Consider the following 22,663-nt stretch of genomic DNA (forward strand, 5'->3'; position numbering starts at 1 on the left):
TGAGTATACTTGGCAGAAGAAGTATTATCGCAAAATGAAATTGACTCGCTGTTATCCGCATTAACAACTGGTGAAATGGATGCGGAAGAGTTAAAAAAGGAAGAAAAAGAGAAAAAAGTTCGAGTGTATGATTTTAAACGTGCATTACGATTTTCAAAGGATCAGATTCGAGGAATTGGTCGTATTCATGAGAATTATGCACGACAATTAACTACATTCTTTTCATCTCAATTACGATCGTATGTAAATATTACGGTTGCTTCGGTTGATCAGATCCCCTATGAGGAATTCATACGTTCTATCCCGAATATTACCGTCTTAAATATATTTAGTGTTTCTCCGTTAGAGGGAAGACTGATTATGGAGGTTAATCCGAACATAGCCTATGGTATGCTCGATCGTGTGCTTGGAGGAAGAGGAGACAGTGTTAATAAAATTGAGAACCTTACAGAGATTGAAACAATCCTCATCTCACAGTTGTTTGAAAAAGGTTTCTCTAGCTTAAAAGAAGCTTGGGCATCTCTAATTGACATAGATCCTGTTTTAGAGGAATTTGAAGTGAATCCACAGTTTCTCCAACTAGTTTCTCCTAATGAAACAGTAGTAGTGGTGTCGTTGAATACAACAATTGGAGAAACAAGTGGAATGATAAATATATGTATCCCACATATTGTTCTTGAACCAATCATTTCAAAATTGTCCGTACAATACTGGATGCAAACAACTACGAAAAAGAGAGATCCAGAAGCTTATGAAAAACTTTCTACTAATCTTCAAAAAGCAAATGTGGAAGCTAGAGCTGTATTAGGAGAAAGTAAGATTAATATTCAGCAATTTTTAGATCTAAGTAGTAACGATGTAATTGCTTTAGATCAATCAATAGATAGTCCACTTACGTTAGAAATAAACAAAGAACCAAAATTCTATGTCCAGCCAGGTAAGTACAAAAAGAAACTTTCTGTACAAGTGTTGGAAGAAATCAAGGAGGGGAATGAAGATGATGAATGATGGTATGCTTTCCCAAGATGAAATCGATGCATTATTAAATGTTGGAGCAAATGATGACGAGGAAAATGACCAAGAAAAAGATACAAAACAACCTGAAGAAAAAGATCATCTTTCGAGCATGGAGGTTGACACGCTAGGGGAAATTGGGAATATTTCATTCGGAAGCTCTGCTACAACTCTTTCAACACTATTAAATCAAAAGGTAGACATTACTACTCCAACGGTTTCCATCATTAACCGTCAAGAATTAGACAGTGAGTTTGAAATGGAGCATGTTGGGGTTGAAGTAAATTATGTTGAGGGTTTTGATGGAGTAAACGTCTTTGTCATCAAATCGGAGGATGCAGCAATCATTTCAGATATAATGCTAGGTGGAGATGGTACTGGTCCTGCCGAGGAATTAAATGATATTCACCTAAGTGCAGTTCAAGAAGCCATGAATCAAATGATGGGAGCAGCTGCAACGAGTATGTCCACTGTATTTGATAAGAAGATTGATATTTCACCGCCAGAAATCGCATTAAATCACGTTGATGAGACGTTAAGTGCAGAAGAAGAGCCTGAATTATTTGTTAAGGTTTCCTTTCAACTGAAGGTTGGCGAGTTGATCGATTCAAATATCATGCAGTTAATTCCATTAGATTTTGCTAAACAATTAGTAGATACATTAATGAATCAATCTGCTGAGGAAGAAACAGCTGCAGCTGTAGAACAATTAGAGCAACCAGTAGCTGCTAACCAACAGCAAGAAATGTCTGTAAATCAGCAACCAGTTGGCCAGGTGAACCAGCCCCAAGCGAATCAACAACATGTTAATCAAGCTGGTTATCAACAACAACCCGTGATGCAAAATAATCAACCTCAGTATATTGGGAACGCGGCAGCAAATCAGCAAGCTAATATTCAGCAAGCAGACTTTTCTAACTTTAACCAAGTTGAGCTAAATCAAAACGAGCATCGTAACTTAGATATGCTACTGGATATACCGTTGAAAGTTACCGTTGAACTAGGACGGACGAATCGTTCCATCAAAGAAATCTTAGACCTATCAGCCGGTTCGATTATTGAATTAGATAAACTAGCTGGTGAACCAGTTGATATCTTAGTTAATGAAAAGTTAATTGCTAAAGGCGAAGTAGTCGTTATAGATGAAAACTTCGGTGTTCGTGTTACAGATATTATTAGTCAATCAGATCGATTAATGAAGCTGAAATAAGGAGAGATAATAATGGGTAAACGAATTTTAATAGTTGACGATGCAGCTTTTATGCGCATGATGATTAAAGATATTTTAAGTAAAAATGGGTTTGAGGTTGTTGGTGAAGCTCAAGACGGAGCTCAAGCAGTTGAATTATATAATGAACTTACTCCGGATCTTGTAACGATGGATATAACCATGCCTGAAAAAGACGGTATTACTGCATTAAAGGAAATTAAAGCTACGAATCCTGAAGCGAAGATTATTATGTGTTCGGCAATGGGTCAACAAGCAATGGTTATTGATGCTATACAAGCTGGGGCAAAGGATTTCATTGTGAAACCATTCCAAGCTGACCGAGTAATTGAAGCTATCCAAAAAGCATTAACTTAGAAACGAGTGACTATAGTGATTAAAAAAATTAGTTTTATTGCTAGTTTAATAGTATTACTTTTCTTTGGTTCATGGATGAATGAGATTGAGGCAAAAGAAATTACAGCTGATGAATGTCTTGTTGACTGTGAAGAAGAAGGGCAAGTAACAAATGATTCTGATGAAAAAGAAGAATCATTTGGAAAAGATAACAATTCATTGGCTTTTGACTTAGTGAAAATGTTTTTTGCGCTGCTATTAGTACTAGCATTAATCTATTTGTTACTAAAGTTTTTAAATAAGCGAAATAAATTATTTAGTAGAGTAAAAGCATTAGAAAATGTAGGCGGACTAACACTTGGACCGAGTAAGTCGATTCAAATTATCCGGGTTGGAAGTAAGTTGTATTTGGTTGGGGTTGGCGACAATGTTGAACTACTACAAGAAATAACCGACGAAGACATGAGGCGTGAAATTTTAGCTAGTTATGAAGAAACGAATAACTTTTCGGCGGGGGATCTTTTTTCCAATCTCATGCAGCCGAAGAAGGCTGAAAGCAAAGGTTCGAATAGTAATAAGACTACTGATTTCAAGAATTTATTTGCGTCAGAACTAGATAAATTAAAAGAGAACCGAAAAGCGCTCCGAGATAAAGAAATTCAAAAGGATGTTAATGATGAATGAATTTATAGATATGTTTTCTAGTTCAGACCCAACCAATGTAGCAACTTCAGTAAAGCTACTATTATTATTAACCGTATTTTCGTTAGCCCCTGGTATATTAATTTTAATGACGAGTTTTACACGAATAATCATCGTTTTATCTTTCGTCCGAACCTCTTTGGCAACACAACAAATGCCACCTAATCAGGTATTAATCGGACTTGCATTATTTTTAACATTTTTCATTATGGCTCCTACGTTTGGAGAAGTTTATGACGAGGCATTACAGCCTCTTTTTGATGAGGAGATTTCATTAGATGAGGCCTATGAAAGGGCAAGTACCCCATTAAAAGAATTTATGGGAAAACATACCCGCCAGAAAGACTTGGAACTATTTATGAGTTATACAAATACTGAAAGACCAGAAACGATTCAAGATGTTCCTTTAACAACTTTAGTTCCAGCGTTTGCAATAAGTGAACTTAAGACAGCCTTTCAAATGGGCTTTATGATATTTGTACCATTTTTATTGATCGATATGGCCGTAGCAAGTGTATTAATGTCAATGGGGATGATGATGTTACCACCGGTAATGATCTCACTGCCATTTAAAATTTTACTATTTGTTTTAGTAGACGGTTGGTATTTAATAACCCACTCATTATTAAGTGGTTTCTAATGACTATTTTTGGAGGAAAAGGAAGGGTGCGTAGTAATGGGTAGTGAATTTGTATTATCTTTAGCTGAAAGAGGAATTTATACTATTTTATTAGTTACGGGTCCTTTATTACTTTTAGCACTTGCTGTTGGTTTGTTTGTTAGTATATTTCAGGCAACAACTCAGATTCAAGAACAAACATTAGCATTTATCCCCAAAATAGTAGCCGTATTAGTTGGACTTGTGTTTTTTGGGCCATGGATGTTATCGACCATGGTGGAGTTTACGACAGAGATATTTCAAAATTTAAATCGGTTTGTAGGGTAAATTATGCTTGAAGCGATTAATATTAATAGTTTTCCAGTTTTCTTACTCATTCTAGTTCGTGTGGTGGCATTTTTTGTAACGTTACCTTTTTTCTCTTACCGAACAGTTCCACTACCGTTTAAAATAGGCTTTAGTTTCTTTTTGGCATTTATTATGTTCTATACGGTTGATACTTCGTTAGTTGTTGTCGATGAGATGTATCTATTTCTAGTGATTAAAGAAGCACTCGTTGGCTTGCTTGTCGGCTTAATTGGGTACATTATTATCTCAGCAGTTCAAATCGCAGGGGGGTTCATAGATTTCCAAATGGGCTTTGCCATTGCGAATGTAGTAGATCCGCAAACCGGAGCACAAAGTCCAATTACCGGGCAATATTTTTATATTTTTGCCTTACTATTTCTATTATCGGTTGATGGACACCATTTATTAATAGATGGAATTGTAAATAGTTATCAATTTGTCCCAATTGATAGTTTTATCCCATTTCATAATGGGAATATTGCCGAGTTTGTAATCGATGCATTTAATAATATGTTTCTAATTGCTTTCCAAATAGCGATTCCTATTGTAGGATGTTTGTTTTTAGTGGATGTGGCTTTAGGTATTATTGCGAGAACCGTCCCACAATTAAACGTTTTTGTTGTAGGTTTACCATTAAAAATATTAGTAAGTTTTATTGCTATCTTTTTCTTTTTAAGTCTTTATATTGTTTTAGTGAAATATTTATTTGAAATGATGTTTGAAACAATGCGTGGTCTCATGCAATTATTCGGAGGTGCTTAGATTGCAGTTAAGGTTAGATTTGCAGTTCTTTGCAGGTGAAAAAACAGAAAAAGCGACTCCGAAGAAAAGGCAGGATGAGCGAAAAAAAGGGAAAGTAGCCAAAAGCCAAGACGTTAATACGGCAATTTTATTACTTCTTTCATTTATTATTTTATTTGTCTTTGGTGGCTATATGAAGAACATAATGACAACTTTGTTTCAACATACCTTTACGGAGTATATACACTGGGATTTAACTCCAAATACGGTATATCAAGTCTTTATTGAAGGAACAATCGAGACTGCAAAACTTGTTGCTCCTATAATGTTAGTGGCTATAATCGCAGGGTTTGCTTCAAACTTAATGCAAATAGGCTTTTTATTTACAACCGAACCATTAAAGTTAGATTTGAAAAAAATCGATCCAATTCAGGGTGCCAAGCGCATATTCTCCATACGTGCGTTGGTAGAATTGCTAAAGTCATTATTCAAAATTGTATTTATTGGAGCTATTACCTTTTCAACGATATGGATTTTTAAAGATGACATGATGATGACAGCATTTAAGGATACGGAAAGCTCCCTCGCATTTTTTGGTCAAACGACAATGATCATGGGATTTGCGGCAATTATTGCTTTGCTATTCTTATCAGTGTTTGACTATACGTACCAGCGCTATGATTTCGAGAAAAATATGCGCATGTCAAAGCAAGATGTAAAGGATGAGTATAAAAATATCGAAGGGGATCCTTTAATCAAATCCAAAATTAAGGAAAGACAGAGGCAGATGGCTATGAGTCGTATGATGAGTGAGGTACCAAATGCTGATGTTGTTATTACGAACCCTACTCACTTTGCAATTGCCATTAAGTATGATGAGGAAAAATCAAGTGCTCCTTACGTTTTGGCAAAGGGTGTGGATCATCTTGCGTTCAGAATTAAAGAAATAGCAAAAGCACATGAAGTTGTTACTGTAGAAAATAGGCCTTTGGCAAGGTCGTTATATGACAAGGTTGAAATAGGTGACACGATACCAGAGGAATTTTACCAAGCAGTAGCTGAAGTATTAGCTTATGTCTATCGTTTGGACAAAAAAGTTAAGTAATAAGGAGAGATTTCATCCATGAAGGCACGTGATTTATCCGTACTTTTAGGCGTTATATTAATTATCATTATGTTAGTTATCCCTCTCCCGGGATGGCTTTTAAGTATCTTTATTTTAATCAATATTACACTTGCACTAATTGTAATTTTAGTTTCCATGAACACACAAAATGCTTTACAATTTTCTATATTTCCTTCTCTCTTATTACTATTAACTTTATTTCGATTAGGATTAAATGTTTCAACAACAAGATCTATTTTATCCGAAGCAGACGCGGGAGGCGTTGTTGATACGTTTGGTACGTTTGTTATTGGAAATAGTCCACTTGTTGGTTTTGTAGTATTTGTAATCTTGGTTATCATTAATTTTCTAGTCATTACGAAAGGTTCGGAACGTGTATCCGAAGTTGCTGCGCGTTTTTCATTAGATGCAATGCCTGGAAAACAAATGAGTATAGATGCAGATTTAAATGCTGGTCTTATATCCGAACAAGAAGCAAAAGAAAGACGTAAAACCGTAGAAGATGAAGCAGACTTTCACGGATCTATGGATGGTGCGAGTAAATTCGTAAAAGGAGATGCGATAGCAGGTATTGTTATTGTATTAATCAATATCCTCTTTGGACTGATTATTGGTATGGTTCAAATGGATATGTCCTTTCAAGAAGCAATAAATACGTTTATGCGACTTACAGTAGGGGATGGATTAGTCAGTCAAATTCCAGCCTTATTAATATCGACAGCAACTGGTATTGTGGTTACAAGAACGTCTTCTTCGGGTAATAACCTGGGAAGTGATGTATCTGAACAGTTATTACGTTATCCTAAATTACTATTTATTGCAGCAGGAACTATTTTTCTATTGGGTTTAACCCCAATTAACTTTTTCCTTACATCAATGATAGCTGGTTTGTTGGCGTTAAGCGGTTATCTTCTTATGCAGCAATCGAAGGAACCAGAAATACAAGATGTGGAACAAGAGGATGAGACGGAAAGTTCTGAAATGAAAACGCAAGAAAATGTCGTAAACTTGATTAATATGGATCCAATTGAATTTGAATTTGGTTATTCATTGATCCCGCTTGTTGATGCAAAACAAGGTGGCGATTTATTAGATCGAGTGATCATGATTCGTAGACAACTTGCGATTGAATTAGGAATTGTAATTCCTGTGGTTCGTATACGTGATAACATTCAACTAAATCCGAATGAATACCGGTTGAAAATTAAGGGTAATGAAGTTGCACAAGGAGAATTACTACTCGATCATTTCTTGGCGATGACCCCTGAGATGGAAGACGATACAATTGAAGGAATCGACACACAAGAACCTGCGTTCGGTTTACCTGCTAAGTGGATAAGTGAAGAGCATAAGGATGAGGCTGAGCTTTCTGGTTATACTGTCGTTGATCCACCGTCAGTCGTTTCAACTCATATAACTGAGGTAATAAAGCAGCATGCACATCAGTTACTAGGCAGACAGGAAACGAAAGAATTAATCGATCATCTAAAAGAGAGCTATCCTATATTAGTAGAAGAGGTTACACCAGAACCTTTAGCAATCGGAGATATTCAAAAAGTGCTTAGCAAATTACTGAAAGAGAATATATCGATTAAGAACTTACCGATTATTTTTGAAACGCTAGCAGACTTTGCCAAGCTATCGAATGACCCTGAGCTATTAGGGGAATATGTAAGACAGGCATTATCTTCTCAAATTACACAACAATATGTAACAGATGATATGTCGTTAAAAGTCATTACTGTCTCTGGAAAAGTAGAGAAATTAATAGCGGAAAACATCCAACAAACAGAGCACGGAAATTATTTAGCATTAGATCCTGAATACCAACAAACAATTGTAACAACGATCCATGAAGAGGTGGAGAAATTGACCCTACAGGAAGAAAATGCAATTGTATTATGCTCACCAGCAATTCGAATGTATTTAAAGCAATTGCTTGAACGATTTTTACCACAGGTTGTTGTATTGTCTTATAATGAATTAGAACCAAATGTACAAGTTCAAAGCGTTGGAGTGGTGAATGTAGCATGAAGGTAAAAAAATATGTAGCGCCAACGATGCCAGAAGCAATGAGCATCGTACGTAAAGAACTCGGTCCAGATGCCGTGATCTTGAATTCTAAAGAGATCCAAGAGGGGGGATTCTTGGGTTTCTTTAAAAAAAGAAAGATAGAAGTAGTTGCTGCCCTAGATAAAAACCCAATGCCGGAAAAAGCAAAAAAACATGCTGCGGTAGCACCAAGAAAGATAATCAAGGAATCAGCAGCACAACCTGATAAAAGTAGTGCAGATATATTGGATGAAATAAAGTATTTAAAAAAAATTATGCAACAACAGGTAGATAACAAGGAATATGAATTTGATGTTGACTATCAAGTAGTGTTTCAGCACCTGGTAGATCAGGAAGTGGATGATGAACTAGCAGAAAGAATCATTAAGGAAGTGATCGAAAATCCATCTTACCCCTCAAGCTCTGGATCAGAGATTATCAAAGCAGTTCGTAGTGAAATAGAAGTACAGCTAAGCAAATTGTCTTTTAATGGGATTACGTATGATAAAAGAATTGTCCAGTTTGTCGGACCCACAGGTGTAGGAAAAACAACTACTTTAGCCAAGGTAGCTGCCCATAGTATGTTAAAGGATAAAAAGAAAGTAGCTTTTATCACGATGGATACGTACCGTATTGCAGCTATCGAGCAACTTAAGACATATGCAAAAATTCTGGATGTCCCGGTTGAAGTAGCGTATTCGATTGAGGAATATAAAGAAAAGGTTGATCAATTTAAGGATTATGATTTAATTCTTGTCGACACAGCAGGAAGAAATTTCCGAGATGAGAAATACGTAAAGGAATTACAAGAAAATATTAATATTAGTGATAATGTAGAGACATTCTTGGTTCTAGCGTTGACAGCTAAGCCGAATGATATAGTCGATATTTATAACAGTTTTTATCATATCCCAATTAATGAGGTTATCTTTACGAAGGCAGATGAAACGAGGCAATACGGCAGTATTCTAAATATCGCATTAACGAAGCAAGTAGGAGTAGCCTATTTGACAAATGGGCAGGATGTTCCAGATGACCTTATCCAACCAACACCAGAGAAAATCAGCAATTATATAGTAGGTGAGTTCATTGATGCATGATCAAGCAGAAAGTCTTCGCCGACGATTTGAGATGTCTGAAAACCCTAGGGAAGCGAAAACGATATCCTTTGTAAGTGGAAAAGGTGGAGTAGGAAAATCTAATGTTGCGCTAAACTTTTCGTTAGAGCTCAGTAAACATAACAAGAAAGTAATTTTAGTTGATCTAGATATCGGAATGGGCAATGTAGAAATTTTATTAGGTTCAAACACAAACAAAACAATTGTTGACATGTTACACGATAATTTGTCGATTTATGATATTATTGAGACAGGACCAAACAATTTATCCTATATTTCCGGTGGGTCTGGATTATCGGATATATTTATCATGGAACAACAACAAATGGATCATTTTTTTGAGGAGTATCATAAAATTGTGCAATTATATGACTACATTATATTTGATATGGGGGCAGGAGCAACACCAACGAGTATGGCATTTGTACTCGCATCCGATGAGTGTATTGTCGTAACAACTCCTGAACCTACGTCTATCACCGATGCATACAGCATGATTAAGCATATTGTTACACAACAACCAACGATGCCGCTCAATATTGTAATGAATCGTGCGTTATCTCAAAAGACTGGTTCAAAATCATTAGAAAAGTTCCAACAGGTAATTCTGCAATTCTTAGAGGTTAAAGTGAAACCTATAGGAATTCTACCAAATGATCCAATTGTTACAACAGCAGTTATTCGACAAGTTCCTTATAGTTTGTTAAATGAGAAAGCTGCCATAACAAAGGCCTTAAAACAAATGACCAAGGATTATATTTCATTGACAGATGAATCAAAAGATGAAAAGCCTATGTCATTCATACAAAAATTTAAACGACTTATAAAAGAGAGGTAACAGTTGTGAATTCTATTCGTGTAATTGTTATTGATGATTCTGCTTTTATGCGTAAGATGATTTCAGATATATTGGAAAGTGATAAGCGAATAGAGGTTATTGCTACTGCTAGAAACGGAAAAGAAGGAATAGAGAAGATAAAGAAATTACAACCAGATGTTGTGACATTAGATGTTGAAATGCCAATAATGGATGGTATGACTGCTTTGTTAGAAATAATGAATAACAATCCAGTACCAGTTGTAATGCTATCAAGCCTCACAAGTGAAGGTGCATCTAAGACCTTGCAAGCAATTTCCAATGGAGCGGTAGATTTTATTGCAAAGCCTTCAGGGTCTATCTCATTAGATATACAAACAATAAATCAAGAAATTATTGAAAAAGTAGTAGCTGCTTCTCAAGCGCAATTAACAAAATCTAATACTACGAAACCAATTCAACCTGATCTAAACCAGGTCCAACACACCCATCATAAATCCATCATTGCAATCGGCTCTTCAACGGGTGGACCACGTGCATTGCAACATGTATTAACAGAGTTACCAAAGGATTTTAAAGCGCCAATACTAATTGCACAGCATATGCCTAAGGGATTTACAAAATCGTTGGCAGATAGGTTAAATGCATTATCCAACATTCACGTGAAGGAAGCGGTTCATGGAGAAATTATCAAGGAAAACACGGCTTACATTGCACCAGGAAACCATCACATGAAAATTAGAAGTATGGGGATATCACATACTATAGAAATAACGGAGGAAAAGCTGGGTTATCTCTACCGTCCTTCTGTCGATGTATTATTTGAATCCCTTGCGCAAATAAAAAAAATTAATAAATTGGCAGTTGTCTTAACTGGAATGGGAAGTGATGGTGCCAAAGGGATCTTGTATCTAAAAGAGAAAGATCCAAATTCGATTGTCATTGCTGAGTCTGAAGAGTCATCTGTTGTTTATGGAATGCCAAAAGCAGCTGTTAAAACGAATGCCGTAGATTATAATTCTCATATCCAACAAATCGGTAGCATGATTAATAAGATTACAAAAGGGTAAGGGAGAGGCCTGTAGCATGTTTTTCCACGAGTCAAGATTTCCTTTGGGAATTTATTGTCTCGTGATTTACATAATAAAATGAGATAACTATAGAAAAAGCACGAGTGAATATTTCAAGATTTTTCATGAAAACAGCAAGAAGTGTCTTTAACACTTCCATCCTAATCATAGATTTAGTAGAATTAAAAGTAGAGAAGAGTATTTTCACTTTTCTCCTTTAAATATAAATGATAATAATGTGGTATGAACGCATTTAGGATTAGCAATGCACAAATAAAAATAGTTTTAACACTTAGGGGGATATTAAAATGGGAAATGAAACAAATCAAGAACAAAAAGTGATTGTATTTCAATTAAAGGATGAAGAATTTGCTGTTCCAGTGGATCAAGTTGGTTCTATTGAAAGATTAATGAAAATCACTCGTGTACCGCAAGCAGCCGATTTTGTTAAAGGTGTCATCAACCTTCGAGGAGTAGTTACTCCAATCATTGATTTACGTATTCGCTTCGGTATTGAGGCTACTGAATTTGATGAATCTACACGAATTATTATTGTTTCTTTAGATGATATGGATGTGGGATTAATAGTAGATGCTGCTAATGATGTAATTGATATTCCAACAGAAGCTATTGAACCAGCTCCAGAAGTAGTAGGTGCTGTTGATGTAGATGTAGATTATATTGAAGGAGTAGCAAAATTAGAAAATCGTTTATTGATCTTGCTCAATTTACAAAAAGTATTAACAAATGAGGACATGAAAGATCTTAAATCTGTAGAAGGTTAATGAAATGAAAATGGATAAATTATCATCTATACAACTTGATGCACTAAGAGAAATAGGCAATATTGGTGCTGGAAATGCAGCTACTTCCATGTCTAAAATGATTAATGAAAAAATAGACATGCACGTTCCAAACGTAAGTATTGTTGAATTTAACGAATTAATGGACGAAATTGGTGGAGCAGATAAGGTAATTGTTTCCATCCTTTTTCAAATTCAAGGTGAGGCACCTGGTACGGTCTATTTAATCTTTTCGATGGAAGAAGCGGAGGAACTGGTGCGCCATATTACATTAAATTCCAATCAAAAATTGTTCACAGACGGTGAACCGGATGAATTCGCTATTTCAGCTTTACAAGAAACAGGGAATATTTTGGCAGGTTCCTATTTATCTGCACTTTCCGATTTTACTAACATTAATATGCACCCGTCTGTCCCACATTTAAGTGTGGACATGGCTGGCGCAATTATATCAGTAGGTTTGTTGGAGTTATCACAAGTTACCGATTACGCCATAATAATTGATACGAAAATTCACGACACGAAAAGCAAGAATGGAATTAATGGACAATTTTTATTACTGCCAGCTCCAGAATCATTTACAAAACTATTCCATGCATTAGGAATTAATGATTATGATTGATACGAAGTCGATTGTAAAAGTTGGAATTGCTGATCTAAATATTGTAACTGCACCGACTACAATTCGTACGTCCGGACTTGGATCTTGTGTTGGTGTTGTGATTTATGACCTACCCAAAAAAGTTGCTGGATTAGCACATATTATGCTTCCAGATTCTAATTTGGCAAAACAAGCTACATTTAATGAATTTAAATATGCAGACACGGCAATAGATAATATGGTAGATAAATTATATGAGTGTGGTGTTCGTAAATTTGCTCTTAAAGCGAAAATTACCGGAGGAGCCCAAATGTTCCAATTCACTTCTAGTAATGATATGATCCGGATTGGACAACGTAACGTAGAAGCAGTATTAACAAAATTAAGTGAGCATCAAATCCCAGTCGTCGCTTCTGATGTAGGTGGGAATTGTGGCAGGACAATTGATTTTGACCCCAATACGGGAGAGTTAAAAATCCGTACCGTTTCGAAAGGGGAAGAAATTATTTGATAAATAAATAATTTGCAATATGAAACCTTACGAAAATGATAGTGGTCTTATACTTAAGGGGAATTGATTAGAAAGTTATAAGCAAGACTATGAAAAGAGTAAGGAGGAGCAGATAAATTGAAAACGAATAGATCTCCTCTAGAGCAAGAATTGTGGGATAAGTGGTTCAACGATAACGATAATGATGTAGCTAATGAATTAATTCAACATTACATGTACTTAGTTAATTTTCATGTTGATCGTACTGCAAGCCATCTGCCTAGCAGTGTGTTGAAGGAAGATTTAAAAAGTCTCGGTTTAATGGGGTTATACGACGCCTTAAAGAAATTCGATATCGATAGAGACTTAAAATTTGAAACCTATGCGTCTTTTCGTATCCGCGGAGCAATTATGGACGGATTACGAAAAGAAGATTGGTTACCAAGATCCATTCGTGATAAAACCAAAAAGGTAGAACAGATCTCACAACAGCTAGAGCAATCATATCAAAGAGAGCCTAGTATTAAAGAAATTGCTGAGAAAGCAGATCTTCCTGCTAAAGAGGTTGAAACATTACTTAGGGACTCATTATTTGCTAATATACTCTCGATCGAAGAAAAACCTAAAGATGGTTCATTTGATCAAAAAGAAGGTATTGGATATTCGATCCCAGATAAAAAAACGAACACACCTGACGAGCACATCATGAAACACGAACTCCATAAAGAATTAGCAGAGGGAATCAAGACGCTAAATGAAAATGAGCAAATGATAATTAGCTTATTTTATCATGATGAATTAACATTTACAGAGATTGGACAAGTCTTAGGTTTAACTACATCGAGAATATCACAGATCCATAAAAAAGCAGTCTTAAAATTAAGAAATATTCTTCAAAAACTATAAAAGACAAAGAGGGGAAGAATATGGGTCAGTTACAGGATTATTTTCAATTACAAACGTCAAGCGATCAAATGATTGCCGAAATTCACCCTACAGAAACATATTTCGAAGGTGAAGAAACGATCGAATTTGACGAGTCTGAGATTTTACAGTTTATAAATGATAATAAAATCACACATGGAATCCTATTAGAGCATGTACGTTTATTAACAGAAGAGTTATCTGAAAATGCGTTTCCTGTACGAATTGCAGAAGGAACGGAAGTGGAGAACGGGAAAGATGGAAGCGTTATATACGAGTACAATTTTGATGCGAAAGTAGACAAAACGGAGGATTGGAATTTTAGAGATGTTATGCGTATTCCTTCCGTTAAAACCGGACAAAGATTAGCAAAAGTTATTCCACCAACGGAAGGTGTAAATGGAAAAAACGTATATGGTAATGAGGTCCCTTCAAAGCCGGGCAAGCCAACTTCGATGAAGGCTAGAAAAAATGTAGTATTTCAAGAAGAGTCGATGGCTTTTTATACTGCGACTGATGGACAAGTAAGTATTAATGGCGATTACATAGATGTATACGAAGTATTTGAAGTAAGTGATACGCTTTCCATGAAAGAAGGAAACTTGGATTTTGTAGGTTCAATTGTCATTAATGGAGATGTTCCATCTGGATTTACTGTTAAGGCAGGTGGAGATGTAAAGGTCTTTGGAATGGTTGAGAATGCTCAAGTTATTGCTGGTGCTTCCATTTTTGTTTCTGAAGGATTAGCAGGTCATCAAACGGGTAGTCTAAATGCTGGGGAGAATATTCATATAGGATATCTTAATCAAGGGATTGTAACATGTGGTAATGATTTATATGTTGAAAATTCAATCTTACATAGTACATGCACCGTCGGAAAACAAGCCTATTGTCAACGTGGTAATATTATTGGCGGTTCTATTTCTGCTGGGGAACTAGTTGAAGCAAAAGAAATAGGAAATAAGTTGTATATAAAAACTGAAATTCTCTTCGGCTTAAATAAGATTCAGAGTGAGAAGGAACAACAATTAGTACAAGAGAAAGAGGACTTACAAGCTAATTTATCGAAGTTAAAATTAATCGGAGATAAACTGAAAGCCAGCAATAATGTCCTAACCGATCCTAAGTTAAAAGCTGCTTGGCTACGTCAGCAACATTCCTATGAACAAGCTAGTGAAAGGTTAGAAGAGGTAGAAAACCATTTATTAAATATAAATGCTAGTTTAGGAAATGAAAAACGAGCAAAATTAGTAGTTCATGGTCACCTTTATCCAAATGTAATTGTTAGTTTTGGTAAATATCAAAAGGCAATCAAAAGAGAATTTCAGCATATACGAATGAAAATGGACAAGAACGAAATTTCAATCCTTAATTTATAAATAAGGGAGCGTGATTTTCATTGAGCTGGAAATCAATTGAAATGCAGGTAGCACTTCCAAGAAGTCAAGATGCCGGTAAGCTACAAGACCAAATGCTAAAGCAGAACCAACATTTTCAAGAAGCACTTGCACAGAATCACATAAAGCAAGAAGAGTTGAAACGGAAAAAAGTGCAGCAATCTGATGATACAGAAGAAGTAAGAAATCAAAAAGAAGAGGAACATGGTAATACAGATTCTCAGGATTCTAATAATAAGAAAAAGGATGGTAATGAAAATAAACTTGATCATCCTTACTTGGGAACAAAATTTGATTTTTCTGGATAGAGGGGTTATATGACATCATTTTTATTAGTTATTAGCTTTTTATTACATATTATCACGATCAGCGGTATCTATTTTTTATTAAAACAAATTCAAATACTAAGAGCACAAAATCATACAGAGGATCTTCCAGAATTACTCGAGTCGTATTTAGGTGAAATAAAGGCCGAAAATAAAAGACTCCAAGAGGAGCTAACTGCTAGCCCGGTTAAGAGGAAACCAAAACCTACTTATAAATCGGACTCACAATCGAAACCCCAACCCAATCAAACAATTAAGGCAGTAGATCAAAAATTAGATGAATATCCTGCACCAAAAACGGACAGTATGGATGACAAAGTGCAAGCATCACTACAATCGAGAATTCTACAGCTCCATCAATCTGGTTTCTCAATAGAAGAAATTGCACGTAAATTAAACTGTGGAAAAACAGAGGCTGAGCTTACCGTGAAATTACATGGAAAAAATTAATAAAATCACTTGATTACGCGTGGTCTATATGATATATTTATTTTTGGTGTAAATACAATGTTTACATAATTCATTGTGAACATTAAAAAAAACACACGTTTGTTAATTTGTATATCGGTGCCATTTTATATGGTCTTATACAAAAATGATACAAACGGAGGAAAAAACCATTTAGGAGGAAATTTTTATGTCAGTAATTTCTATGAAGCAATTATTAGAAGCTGGTGTACATTTCGGACATCAGACTCGCCGTTGGAATCCAAAAATGAAGAAGTATATCTTCACGGAGAGAAACGGAATTTATATCATCGACTTACAAAAAACGGTTAAAAAAGTTGATGAAGCGTATAACTATGTGAAAGAAATCGCATCGAATGGCGGTACTATTCTTTTCGTAGGTACAAAGAAACAAGCGCAAGATTCTGTGAAAGAAGAAGCAATCCGTTCAGGGATGTACTATGTTAACCAACGTTGGTTAGGTGGTACATTAACGAACTTCCAAACAATCCGTAAACGTATTAATCGTTTAATTGATATTGAGCGCATGGAAGAAGATGGAACTTTTGAAGTTCTTCCGAAGAAAGAAGTAGTAAACTTATTAAAAGAAAAAGATCGTCTTGTTAAGTTCCTTGGTGGAATTAAAGAGATGAAAAAACTTCCAGATGCATTATTTGTGATTGATCCTCGTAAAGAGCGTATTGCAATTGCAGAAGCTCATAAGTTAAACATTCCAATCATCGGAATTGTTGATACAAACTGTGATCCGGATGAGATCGATTATGTTATTCCGGCAAATGATGACGCAATTCGCGCCGTAAAACTTTTAACTGGAAAAATGGCTGATGCTATTTTAGAAGTTAAACAAGGTGAAGAAATGGAAGAAGTTCAAACAGAAGAAACTGTTACTGCTGAAAAAGAAGAAGTAGAACAAAACTAATTTTAAAAAGCGATAACACATAACGAACTGTACAGTATCAGGCTGTAAGGTGAGAAATGTGTTGGGTGTTAGAGCTTGACGTCTTTTAAAAGGTAGGGGTGATAAGAGGATAAGCCTTTTATCACCCTTTTTAAAAAACTAAATTCAATCATTCATTAGGAGGAAATTAACATGGCAATTACAGCTAAAATGGTAAAAGAACTACGTGAAAAAACTGGCGCTGGAATGATGGACTGTAAAAAAGCACTTACAGAAACAGATGGCGATTTAGATCAAGCTATTGATTATCTTCGTGAAAAAGGTATCGCAAAAGCAGCGAAAAAAGCTGATCGTATTGCAGCAGAAGGTTCTACATATATTGAAGTGGAAGGCAACACAGCAGCAATATTAGAAGTAAACTGTGAAACTGACTTCGTAACAAAAAATGATCAGTTTAAAAACCTTTTATCTGACTTAGGGAAGCATTTAGTTAATCAAAAACCAACAACTGTAGAGGAAGCATTACAACAACCATTACATGGTGACGGTGATACAGTTGAGACTTATATTAATTCAGCGATTGCAAAAATCGGTGAAAAGATTTCTCTACGCCGTTTCACTGTTTTAACTAAAACAGATAATGATTCATTTGGTGCATACCTTCACATGGGTGGACGTATTGGCGTATTAACGCTTCTAGAAGGAACTACCGATGAATCTGTTGCGAAAGATGTTGCAATGCATGCTGCTGCAGTAAATCCTAAATACGTATCCCGTGATGCAGTATCTGAAGAAGAGGTTGCTCATGAACGTGAAGTGTTGAAAACACAAGCATTAAACGAAGGTAAACCAGAAAATATTGTTGAGAAAATGGTAGAAGGACGTTTAGGTAAATTCTTCGAAGAAATTTGTTTATTAGAGCAAAACTTTGTTAAAGATCCTGATCAAAAAGTGAAGAAATTTGTGGCAGATAAAGGTGCTACAGTAAATACATTCGTTCGTTATGAGGTTGGAGAAGGAATGGAAAAACGTGAAGAAAACTTCGCGGAAGAAGTAATGAGCCAAGTTAAAAAATAAATTTTAAAAATAGGGGACATTGGCGTGTTCCCTATTTCTCCATGCAAATAAGGAAAAGTTGTAAGAAACTAAATTAAATTTCGATGGAGGTTATTATGACAACAGCTCGTTACCGTAGAATTGTGTTAAAATTAAGTGGAGAAGCTCTTAGCGGTCAACAAGGATATGGAATCGAACCAAAAATTATCCAATCAATAGCTCAACAAGTAAAAGACATCGCAGAACTTGGTGTTGAAGTGGCTGTTGTTGTAGGTGGCGGTAATATTTGGCGAGGTAAAGTTGGAAGTGAAATGGGAATGGATCGTGCGAACGCAGACTACATGGGAATGTTAGCAACTGTAATGAATTCACTTGCACTACAGGATAGCTTGGAAACGATTGGAATCCCTACTCGTGTACAAACTTCTATTGAAATGCGTCAAGTTGCGGAGCCATATATAAGAAGAAAAGCAATTCGCCACTTAGAGAAAAAACGTGTTGTTATCTTTGCAGCTGGTACAGGTAATCCTTACTTCTCAACAGATACAACAGCGGCTTTACGTGCAGCTGAAATCGAAGCCGATGTTATCTTGATGGCCAAAAATAATGTAGATGGTGTTTATACGGATGACCCTAAAACGAATAAAAACGCAGAAAAATACGATAATTTATCGTATATGGAAATGTTAAATGAAGGTTTAGGAGTAATGGATTCAACAGCATCATCACTTTGTATGGATAATGATATTCCATTAGTAGTATTTTCAATTACGGAAGAAGGAAATATTAAAAGAGTTGTCCAAGGTGAAGAAATTGGAACAACAATAAGGGGGAAATAATAATGTCAGATGCTATTTTAAATCAAAGCAAGGATAAAATGAATCAAGCGGTACAAGCATTTTCTAGAAATTTAGCAACAGTAAGAGCAGGACGTGCGAATCCTAGTCTATTGGATAGTGTTTTTGTAGATTATTATGGTGCATCTACACCACTCAATCAACTTGCAACTGTAACTGCTCCAGAAGCTCGTTTACTCGTGATTACACCGTTTGATAAGTCAGCTATTGCAGATGTTGAAAAAGCAATTCTAAAGGCTGACCTTGGTTTATCACCTTCCAGCGATGGTAATGTCATTCGCATCAATATTCCTGCTTTAACAGAAGAACGTCGTAAAGATTTGGTAAAAGTGGTTGGAAAATATGCTGAAGAATCACGAGTTCAAGTACGTAATGTCCGTCGTGATGCCAATGACCAATTGAAAAAAGCTGAAAAAAATGGTGAACTAACGGAAGATGAATTACGTTCAGCTCAAGATGAGGTTCAAAAAGAAACGGATAATCATATTGCAGAAATTGATAAGCTTGCCAAGAATAAAGAACAAGAGATTCTAGAAGTTTAAGTTGATTTCTTTATATGATGGAAATAAGGAGCAAACCCCTCTTTTTATAGAGGGTTTTTGTTTTCTTGTGTAAATACCGTTATAATGATTAATGGAATTATATTTATCTTTTATACATAACATGTTATATTACGATTTACATTATCATAGTAATAAACGTTGTAAGAGCATACTAGGGTTTAATATCAGGGTTCGGAGGACAGAATATGTCAAAAAAACTTCCATTTTTTAAAAAGAAAACAGAAGAACAGCTCCAAGATGAATTTGAGTTATCCAGCATACCTGAACACGTTGCAATCATCATGGACGGGAATGGCCGTTGGGCTAAGAAAAAGGGGTTGCCTCGAGTGGCAGGGCATAAAGAGGGAATGGATGTTGTTAGGAATACCGTAAAAGCAGCCGTGAACTTTGATATAAAAATTCTAACGCTATTTGCTTTTTCTACGGAAAATTGGAAGCGACCTAAGTCTGAAATCGAGTTTATCATGCGATTACCAAAGGAATTTATTCATAAATATCTGCCTGAATTAATGGAGAACAATGTCCGAATTGAGACAATCGGTGATTTCAATACTTTACCATTGCATACAAAAGAAGCAATTCAATATGCAAAGGAACAAACAAAAAATAATGATGGCTTATTACTCAATTTTGCTTTAAACTATGGTAGTAGATATGAGATAATGCGGGCAATAAAACTAATTATCTCGGATGCAGACCATTCGAAAATATCTCTAGATGATTTAGATGAAGACACCTTTTCCGAGTATTTATACACAACAGGTTTAACAGATCCCGATCTATTAATTCGCACTAGTGGTGAAATGCGCTTAAGCAATTTCTTGTTATGGCAGTTGGCATACTCTGAATTTTGGTTTACTGATGTGCTTTGGCCAGATTTTAATGATGATATATTTAAACAAGCACTTCTTGATTATCAAAACCGAAAAAGACGTTACGGAGGTATTTAAGGTGATGAAAGGCAAATGAAGCAACGGATACAAACTGCTATTTTAGCTTTAATTATATTTATACCAATTGTACTTTATGGAAGCCTGCCTTTTTCGATTCTTATTTACCTATTGGCTACTTTAGGTTTAATTGAGTTACTAAAAATGCATAAAATACCTATTTTTTCGCTTCCATCGTTGTTAGCAATTGGACTAGTCTGGTTAATTGTTCTTCCAGAAACAACGGAAATATCAACTTATATATTGTTTAATAAGACAGAATTAATCATGCTGTTTGTTATGTTATTATTAGCATATACTGTATTGGTTAAAAACAAGTTTACATTTGATGATTCAGGGTTTATTTTGCTTGCAGCACTATATGTCGGCATGGGATTTTACTATTTTCATGAGACCAGAATTGCCTCAGATGGATTATCCCTAATCTTCTTTGTATTACTAGTTGTCTGGGCTACAGACACTGGGGCTTATTTTAGTGGGAAATCATTTGGGAAAAATAAATTATGGCCACAAATTAGTCCCAATAAAACAATTGAAGGTGCTATTGGTGGTATAATATTGGCAACGATTGTTGGTGTAACCTATTATGTCATTTTTCCACTTTCCTATAGCATATCAATTATTATCATAGTTTCCGTTTTAGTATCCATTTTTGGACAAATTGGTGATTTAGTGGAATCGGCATTTAAGAGACATTATGATGTTAAGGATTCGGGTAATTTATTACCCGGTCACGGAGGAGTTCTCGATCGATTTGATAGCTTAATTTTTGTTTTTCCAATGCTACATTTTCTCCAATTTATTTGATCAAAAGTGGATAAGCTATAATTCCTAGCCCATTAAAGGAAGGTGTATTTATTTGACTACGGTTATTGCATTTATTTTCATGTTCGGTTTACTTGTATTTATCCATGAATTTGGACATTTAATATTTGCCAAAAGAGCTGGTATGTTAGCGCGAGAATTTGCAATTGGATTTGGTCCAAAGATCTTTGCTTTTACGAAAAATGAAACAGTATATACGATTCGTCTATTACCGATAGGTGGATATGTTCGTGTCGCGGGAGAGGATCCTGAAATTATTGATTTAAAGCCCGGCCATCACATAGGGCTCGAATTTAATGACGAAGGAAAAGTAAATAAAATTATTGTAAATAATAAATCAAAGCATCCAAATGCTCGAGTGATTGAAGTAGAACATGTAGACTTAGATCATCAATTAATTATAGAAGGCTATGAAATTGATGAAGAGGATGAAAAGCTACACTTTGATGTTGATCGTCATGCTAATTTTGTGATGGATGAAAGGGAAACCCAAATTGCTCCGTATGATAGACAATTTGCATCAAAGCGTCCATCACAACGAGCAATGCAGTTATTCGCGGGTCCGATGATGAATTTTCTATTAGCGATCGTTATTTTCCTAATTCTAGGTATTGTTCAAGGTGTTCCTACTGATGAAGCACGATTAGGAGAGATACAGACAAATACACCAGCTGAAGAGGCAGGTTTTCTAGCAAATGATGAAGTTATCCAAATAGAAGGGGAAGCAATTTCTACTTGGGAGGAATTTACCACGATTGTCAGAGCCAATCCAGGTGAAGAGCTAGAAATGACCGTTTTACGAAACGGTAATACAGAAAGCATAGCAGTAATACCTGCAGAAGCTACCATAGAGGGGCCTGAAGGGGAGGAAGTAATTGGACAAATTGGTGTATATCAAGCGTTTGAGAAATCTTTCCTTGGTACCGTTGAATATGGATTTACGAAAACTTATGAGACAACTTCGTTAATTTTAACGAATTTAGGAATGCTTATTACTGGACAATATTCAATTGATATGCTTTCTGGACCGGTTGGTATCTATGATGCTACGGATCAAGTAGTACAAACTGGATTCATGAACTTTTTGATGTGGACAGCTATCTTGAGTATTAACCTAGGCGTAATTAATTTAGTTCCACTACCAGCACTAGACGGTGGTCGCTTGTTGTTCGTTGGAGTAGAATTATTACGTGGAAAACCATTGGAACCTGAAAAGGAAGGTATCTTTCATTTTGTAGGATTTGCCTTTTTAATGTTGTTAATGATCATTGTAACCTGGAACGATATACAACGATTGTTTTTATAGAAGAAGTATAGGGACTGCACTTTAGCAG

General features: G+C 35.6%; 26 protein-coding genes. All 26 read left to right on the forward strand.

Annotated elements, in window-relative coordinates; all coding sequences use genetic code 11:
* The first annotated feature begins 9 nt into the window (after positions 1-9).
* The gene (fliM, locus tag BMX40_RS02550; protein ID WP_090866530.1) at positions 10-1,008 is read left to right on the forward strand and encodes a flagellar motor switch protein FliM; all 999 of its coding nucleotides are present in this window, start codon (positions 10-12) and stop codon (positions 1,006-1,008) included.
* A complete protein-coding gene (fliY, locus tag BMX40_RS02555; protein WP_090866532.1) occupies positions 998-2,224 on the forward strand; it encodes a flagellar motor switch phosphatase FliY in 1,227 nt (408 codons plus the stop codon). Before fliM ends, fliY begins: the two co-directional genes overlap by 11 nt.
* A 12-nt stretch (positions 2,225-2,236) precedes the next feature.
* Positions 2,237-2,599: a response regulator gene (locus BMX40_RS02560; protein WP_090866534.1), complete on the forward strand. Its 363-nt coding sequence runs from the start codon at positions 2,237-2,239 to the stop codon at positions 2,597-2,599.
* A 15-nt stretch (positions 2,600-2,614) separates the two neighbouring features.
* A complete protein-coding gene (locus tag BMX40_RS02565) occupies positions 2,615-3,262 on the forward strand; it encodes a flagellar biosynthetic protein FliO (RefSeq protein WP_244513323.1) in 648 nt (215 codons plus the stop codon).
* Entirely contained in the window at positions 3,255-3,920 is a 666-nt protein-coding gene (fliP, locus tag BMX40_RS02570; protein ID WP_090866536.1) for a flagellar type III secretion system pore protein FliP, read from the forward strand. The genes BMX40_RS02565 and fliP overlap by 8 nt, the downstream gene beginning before the upstream one ends.
* A gap of 36 nt (positions 3,921-3,956) precedes the next feature.
* Positions 3,957-4,226, forward strand: a complete 270-nt coding sequence (fliQ, locus tag BMX40_RS02575; RefSeq protein ID WP_090866539.1) for a flagellar biosynthesis protein FliQ — start codon at positions 3,957-3,959, stop codon at positions 4,224-4,226.
* A gap of 3 nt (positions 4,227-4,229) precedes the next feature.
* Positions 4,230-5,009 (forward strand): flagellar biosynthetic protein FliR, encoded by a 780-nt coding sequence (gene fliR / locus BMX40_RS02580; protein ID WP_090866541.1) that lies wholly within the window; start codon positions 4,230-4,232, stop codon positions 5,007-5,009.
* A gap of 1 nt (position 5,010) precedes the next feature.
* A complete protein-coding gene (flhB, locus tag BMX40_RS02585; RefSeq protein WP_090866543.1) occupies positions 5,011-6,093 on the forward strand; it encodes a flagellar biosynthesis protein FlhB in 1,083 nt (360 codons plus the stop codon).
* 18 nt (positions 6,094-6,111) lie between these two features.
* Complete coding sequence (gene flhA, locus BMX40_RS02590) at positions 6,112-8,148, forward strand: flagellar biosynthesis protein FlhA (protein ID WP_090866545.1); 2,037 nt, start codon at positions 6,112-6,114, stop codon at positions 8,146-8,148.
* Positions 8,145-9,266, forward strand: a complete 1,122-nt coding sequence (flhF, locus tag BMX40_RS02595; protein ID WP_090866546.1) for a flagellar biosynthesis GTPase FlhF — start codon at positions 8,145-8,147, stop codon at positions 9,264-9,266. The genes flhA and flhF overlap by 4 nt, the downstream gene beginning before the upstream one ends.
* Positions 9,259-10,122: a MinD/ParA family protein gene (locus BMX40_RS02600; protein WP_244513325.1), complete on the forward strand. Its 864-nt coding sequence runs from the start codon at positions 9,259-9,261 to the stop codon at positions 10,120-10,122. The genes flhF and BMX40_RS02600 overlap by 8 nt, the downstream gene beginning before the upstream one ends.
* A gap of 5 nt (positions 10,123-10,127) precedes the next feature.
* On the forward strand, positions 10,128-11,171 hold the full coding sequence (locus BMX40_RS02605) for a protein-glutamate methylesterase/protein-glutamine glutaminase (RefSeq protein WP_090866549.1): 1,044 nt from the start codon (positions 10,128-10,130) through the stop codon (positions 11,169-11,171).
* Between the two features lie 308 nt (positions 11,172-11,479).
* The gene (locus BMX40_RS02610) at positions 11,480-11,956 is read left to right on the forward strand and encodes a chemotaxis protein CheW (RefSeq protein ID WP_090866551.1); all 477 of its coding nucleotides are present in this window, start codon (positions 11,480-11,482) and stop codon (positions 11,954-11,956) included.
* Between the two features lie 4 nt (positions 11,957-11,960).
* The gene (locus BMX40_RS02615; RefSeq protein WP_090866553.1) at positions 11,961-12,596 is read left to right on the forward strand and encodes a chemotaxis protein CheC; all 636 of its coding nucleotides are present in this window, start codon (positions 11,961-11,963) and stop codon (positions 12,594-12,596) included.
* Positions 12,589-13,086 (forward strand): chemotaxis protein CheD, encoded by a 498-nt coding sequence (locus tag BMX40_RS02620; protein WP_090866555.1) that lies wholly within the window; start codon positions 12,589-12,591, stop codon positions 13,084-13,086. Before BMX40_RS02615 ends, BMX40_RS02620 begins: the two co-directional genes overlap by 8 nt.
* A 117-nt stretch (positions 13,087-13,203) precedes the next feature.
* Entirely contained in the window at positions 13,204-13,971 is a 768-nt protein-coding gene (locus BMX40_RS02625; protein WP_090866557.1) for a FliA/WhiG family RNA polymerase sigma factor, read from the forward strand.
* A gap of 20 nt (positions 13,972-13,991) precedes the next feature.
* The gene (locus BMX40_RS02630; RefSeq protein ID WP_090866559.1) at positions 13,992-15,368 is read left to right on the forward strand and encodes a flagellar assembly protein A; all 1,377 of its coding nucleotides are present in this window, start codon (positions 13,992-13,994) and stop codon (positions 15,366-15,368) included.
* 20 nt (positions 15,369-15,388) lie between these two features.
* A complete protein-coding gene (locus tag BMX40_RS02635) occupies positions 15,389-15,694 on the forward strand; it encodes a hypothetical protein (protein ID WP_090866561.1) in 306 nt (101 codons plus the stop codon).
* Positions 15,695-15,703: 9 nt separating this feature from the next.
* Positions 15,704-16,162, forward strand: coding sequence for a DUF6115 domain-containing protein (locus BMX40_RS02640; RefSeq protein ID WP_090866562.1), 459 nt, complete (start codon positions 15,704-15,706; stop codon positions 16,160-16,162).
* A gap of 187 nt (positions 16,163-16,349) precedes the next feature.
* The gene (gene rpsB / locus BMX40_RS02645; protein ID WP_090866564.1) at positions 16,350-17,099 is read left to right on the forward strand and encodes a 30S ribosomal protein S2; all 750 of its coding nucleotides are present in this window, start codon (positions 16,350-16,352) and stop codon (positions 17,097-17,099) included.
* A gap of 171 nt (positions 17,100-17,270) precedes the next feature.
* Positions 17,271-18,155 (forward strand): translation elongation factor Ts, encoded by an 885-nt coding sequence (gene tsf / locus BMX40_RS02650; RefSeq protein WP_090866566.1) that lies wholly within the window; start codon positions 17,271-17,273, stop codon positions 18,153-18,155.
* A gap of 95 nt (positions 18,156-18,250) precedes the next feature.
* The gene (gene pyrH / locus BMX40_RS02655; protein ID WP_090866568.1) at positions 18,251-18,973 is read left to right on the forward strand and encodes a UMP kinase; all 723 of its coding nucleotides are present in this window, start codon (positions 18,251-18,253) and stop codon (positions 18,971-18,973) included.
* Positions 18,974-18,975: 2 nt separating this feature from the next.
* Complete coding sequence (gene frr, locus BMX40_RS02660) at positions 18,976-19,533, forward strand: ribosome recycling factor (RefSeq protein WP_090866570.1); 558 nt, start codon at positions 18,976-18,978, stop codon at positions 19,531-19,533.
* Between the two features lie 206 nt (positions 19,534-19,739).
* On the forward strand, positions 19,740-20,504 hold the full coding sequence (locus tag BMX40_RS02665; RefSeq protein ID WP_090866572.1) for an undecaprenyl pyrophosphate synthase: 765 nt from the start codon (positions 19,740-19,742) through the stop codon (positions 20,502-20,504).
* A 15-nt stretch (positions 20,505-20,519) separates the two neighbouring features.
* Positions 20,520-21,311, forward strand: coding sequence for a phosphatidate cytidylyltransferase (locus tag BMX40_RS02670; RefSeq protein WP_090866573.1), 792 nt, complete (start codon positions 20,520-20,522; stop codon positions 21,309-21,311).
* Positions 21,312-21,363: 52 nt separating this feature from the next.
* Complete coding sequence (gene rseP / locus BMX40_RS02675) at positions 21,364-22,635, forward strand: RIP metalloprotease RseP (RefSeq protein WP_090866575.1); 1,272 nt, start codon at positions 21,364-21,366, stop codon at positions 22,633-22,635.
* Positions 22,636-22,663 lie beyond the last annotated feature (28 nt).

Source organism: Oceanobacillus limi, from assembly GCF_900111445.1.
GTDB classification, from domain to species: domain Bacteria; phylum Bacillota; class Bacilli; order Bacillales; family Amphibacillaceae; genus Ornithinibacillus; species Ornithinibacillus limi.

Excerpts from the sequence above, each read along its gene's own strand:
- BMX40_RS02620 (WP_090866555.1), top strand. The coding sequence starts at position 12,589 with ATGATTGATACGAAGTCGATTGTAAAAGTTGGAATTGCTGATCTAAAT.
- BMX40_RS02610 (WP_090866551.1), top strand. The coding sequence starts at position 11,480 with ATGGGAAATGAAACAAATCAAGAACAAAAAGTGATTGTATTTCAATTA.
- BMX40_RS02630 (WP_090866559.1), top strand. The coding sequence starts at position 13,992 with ATGGGTCAGTTACAGGATTATTTTCAATTACAAACGTCAAGCGATCAA.
- fliY (WP_090866532.1), top strand. The coding sequence starts at position 998 with ATGATGAATGATGGTATGCTTTCCCAAGATGAAATCGATGCATTATTA.
- fliR (WP_090866541.1), top strand. The coding sequence starts at position 4,230 with ATGCTTGAAGCGATTAATATTAATAGTTTTCCAGTTTTCTTACTCATT.
- flhF (WP_090866546.1), top strand. The coding sequence starts at position 8,145 with ATGAAGGTAAAAAAATATGTAGCGCCAACGATGCCAGAAGCAATGAGC.
- BMX40_RS02640 (WP_090866562.1), top strand. The coding sequence starts at position 15,704 with ATGACATCATTTTTATTAGTTATTAGCTTTTTATTACATATTATCACG.
- BMX40_RS02560 (WP_090866534.1), top strand. The coding sequence starts at position 2,237 with ATGGGTAAACGAATTTTAATAGTTGACGATGCAGCTTTTATGCGCATG.
- tsf (WP_090866566.1), top strand. The coding sequence starts at position 17,271 with ATGGCAATTACAGCTAAAATGGTAAAAGAACTACGTGAAAAAACTGGC.
- rpsB (WP_090866564.1), top strand. The coding sequence starts at position 16,350 with ATGTCAGTAATTTCTATGAAGCAATTATTAGAAGCTGGTGTACATTTC.
- frr (WP_090866570.1), top strand. The coding sequence starts at position 18,976 with ATGTCAGATGCTATTTTAAATCAAAGCAAGGATAAAATGAATCAAGCG.
- BMX40_RS02600 (WP_244513325.1), top strand. The coding sequence starts at position 9,259 with ATGCATGATCAAGCAGAAAGTCTTCGCCGACGATTTGAGATGTCTGAA.
- flhA (WP_090866545.1), top strand. The coding sequence starts at position 6,112 with ATGAAGGCACGTGATTTATCCGTACTTTTAGGCGTTATATTAATTATC.
- BMX40_RS02665 (WP_090866572.1), top strand. The coding sequence starts at position 19,740 with ATGTCAAAAAAACTTCCATTTTTTAAAAAGAAAACAGAAGAACAGCTC.
- BMX40_RS02670 (WP_090866573.1), top strand. The coding sequence starts at position 20,520 with ATGAAGCAACGGATACAAACTGCTATTTTAGCTTTAATTATATTTATA.
- BMX40_RS02615 (WP_090866553.1), top strand. The coding sequence starts at position 11,961 with ATGAAAATGGATAAATTATCATCTATACAACTTGATGCACTAAGAGAA.
- fliQ (WP_090866539.1), top strand. The coding sequence starts at position 3,957 with ATGGGTAGTGAATTTGTATTATCTTTAGCTGAAAGAGGAATTTATACT.
- pyrH (WP_090866568.1), top strand. The coding sequence starts at position 18,251 with ATGACAACAGCTCGTTACCGTAGAATTGTGTTAAAATTAAGTGGAGAA.
- fliP (WP_090866536.1), top strand. The coding sequence starts at position 3,255 with ATGAATGAATTTATAGATATGTTTTCTAGTTCAGACCCAACCAATGTA.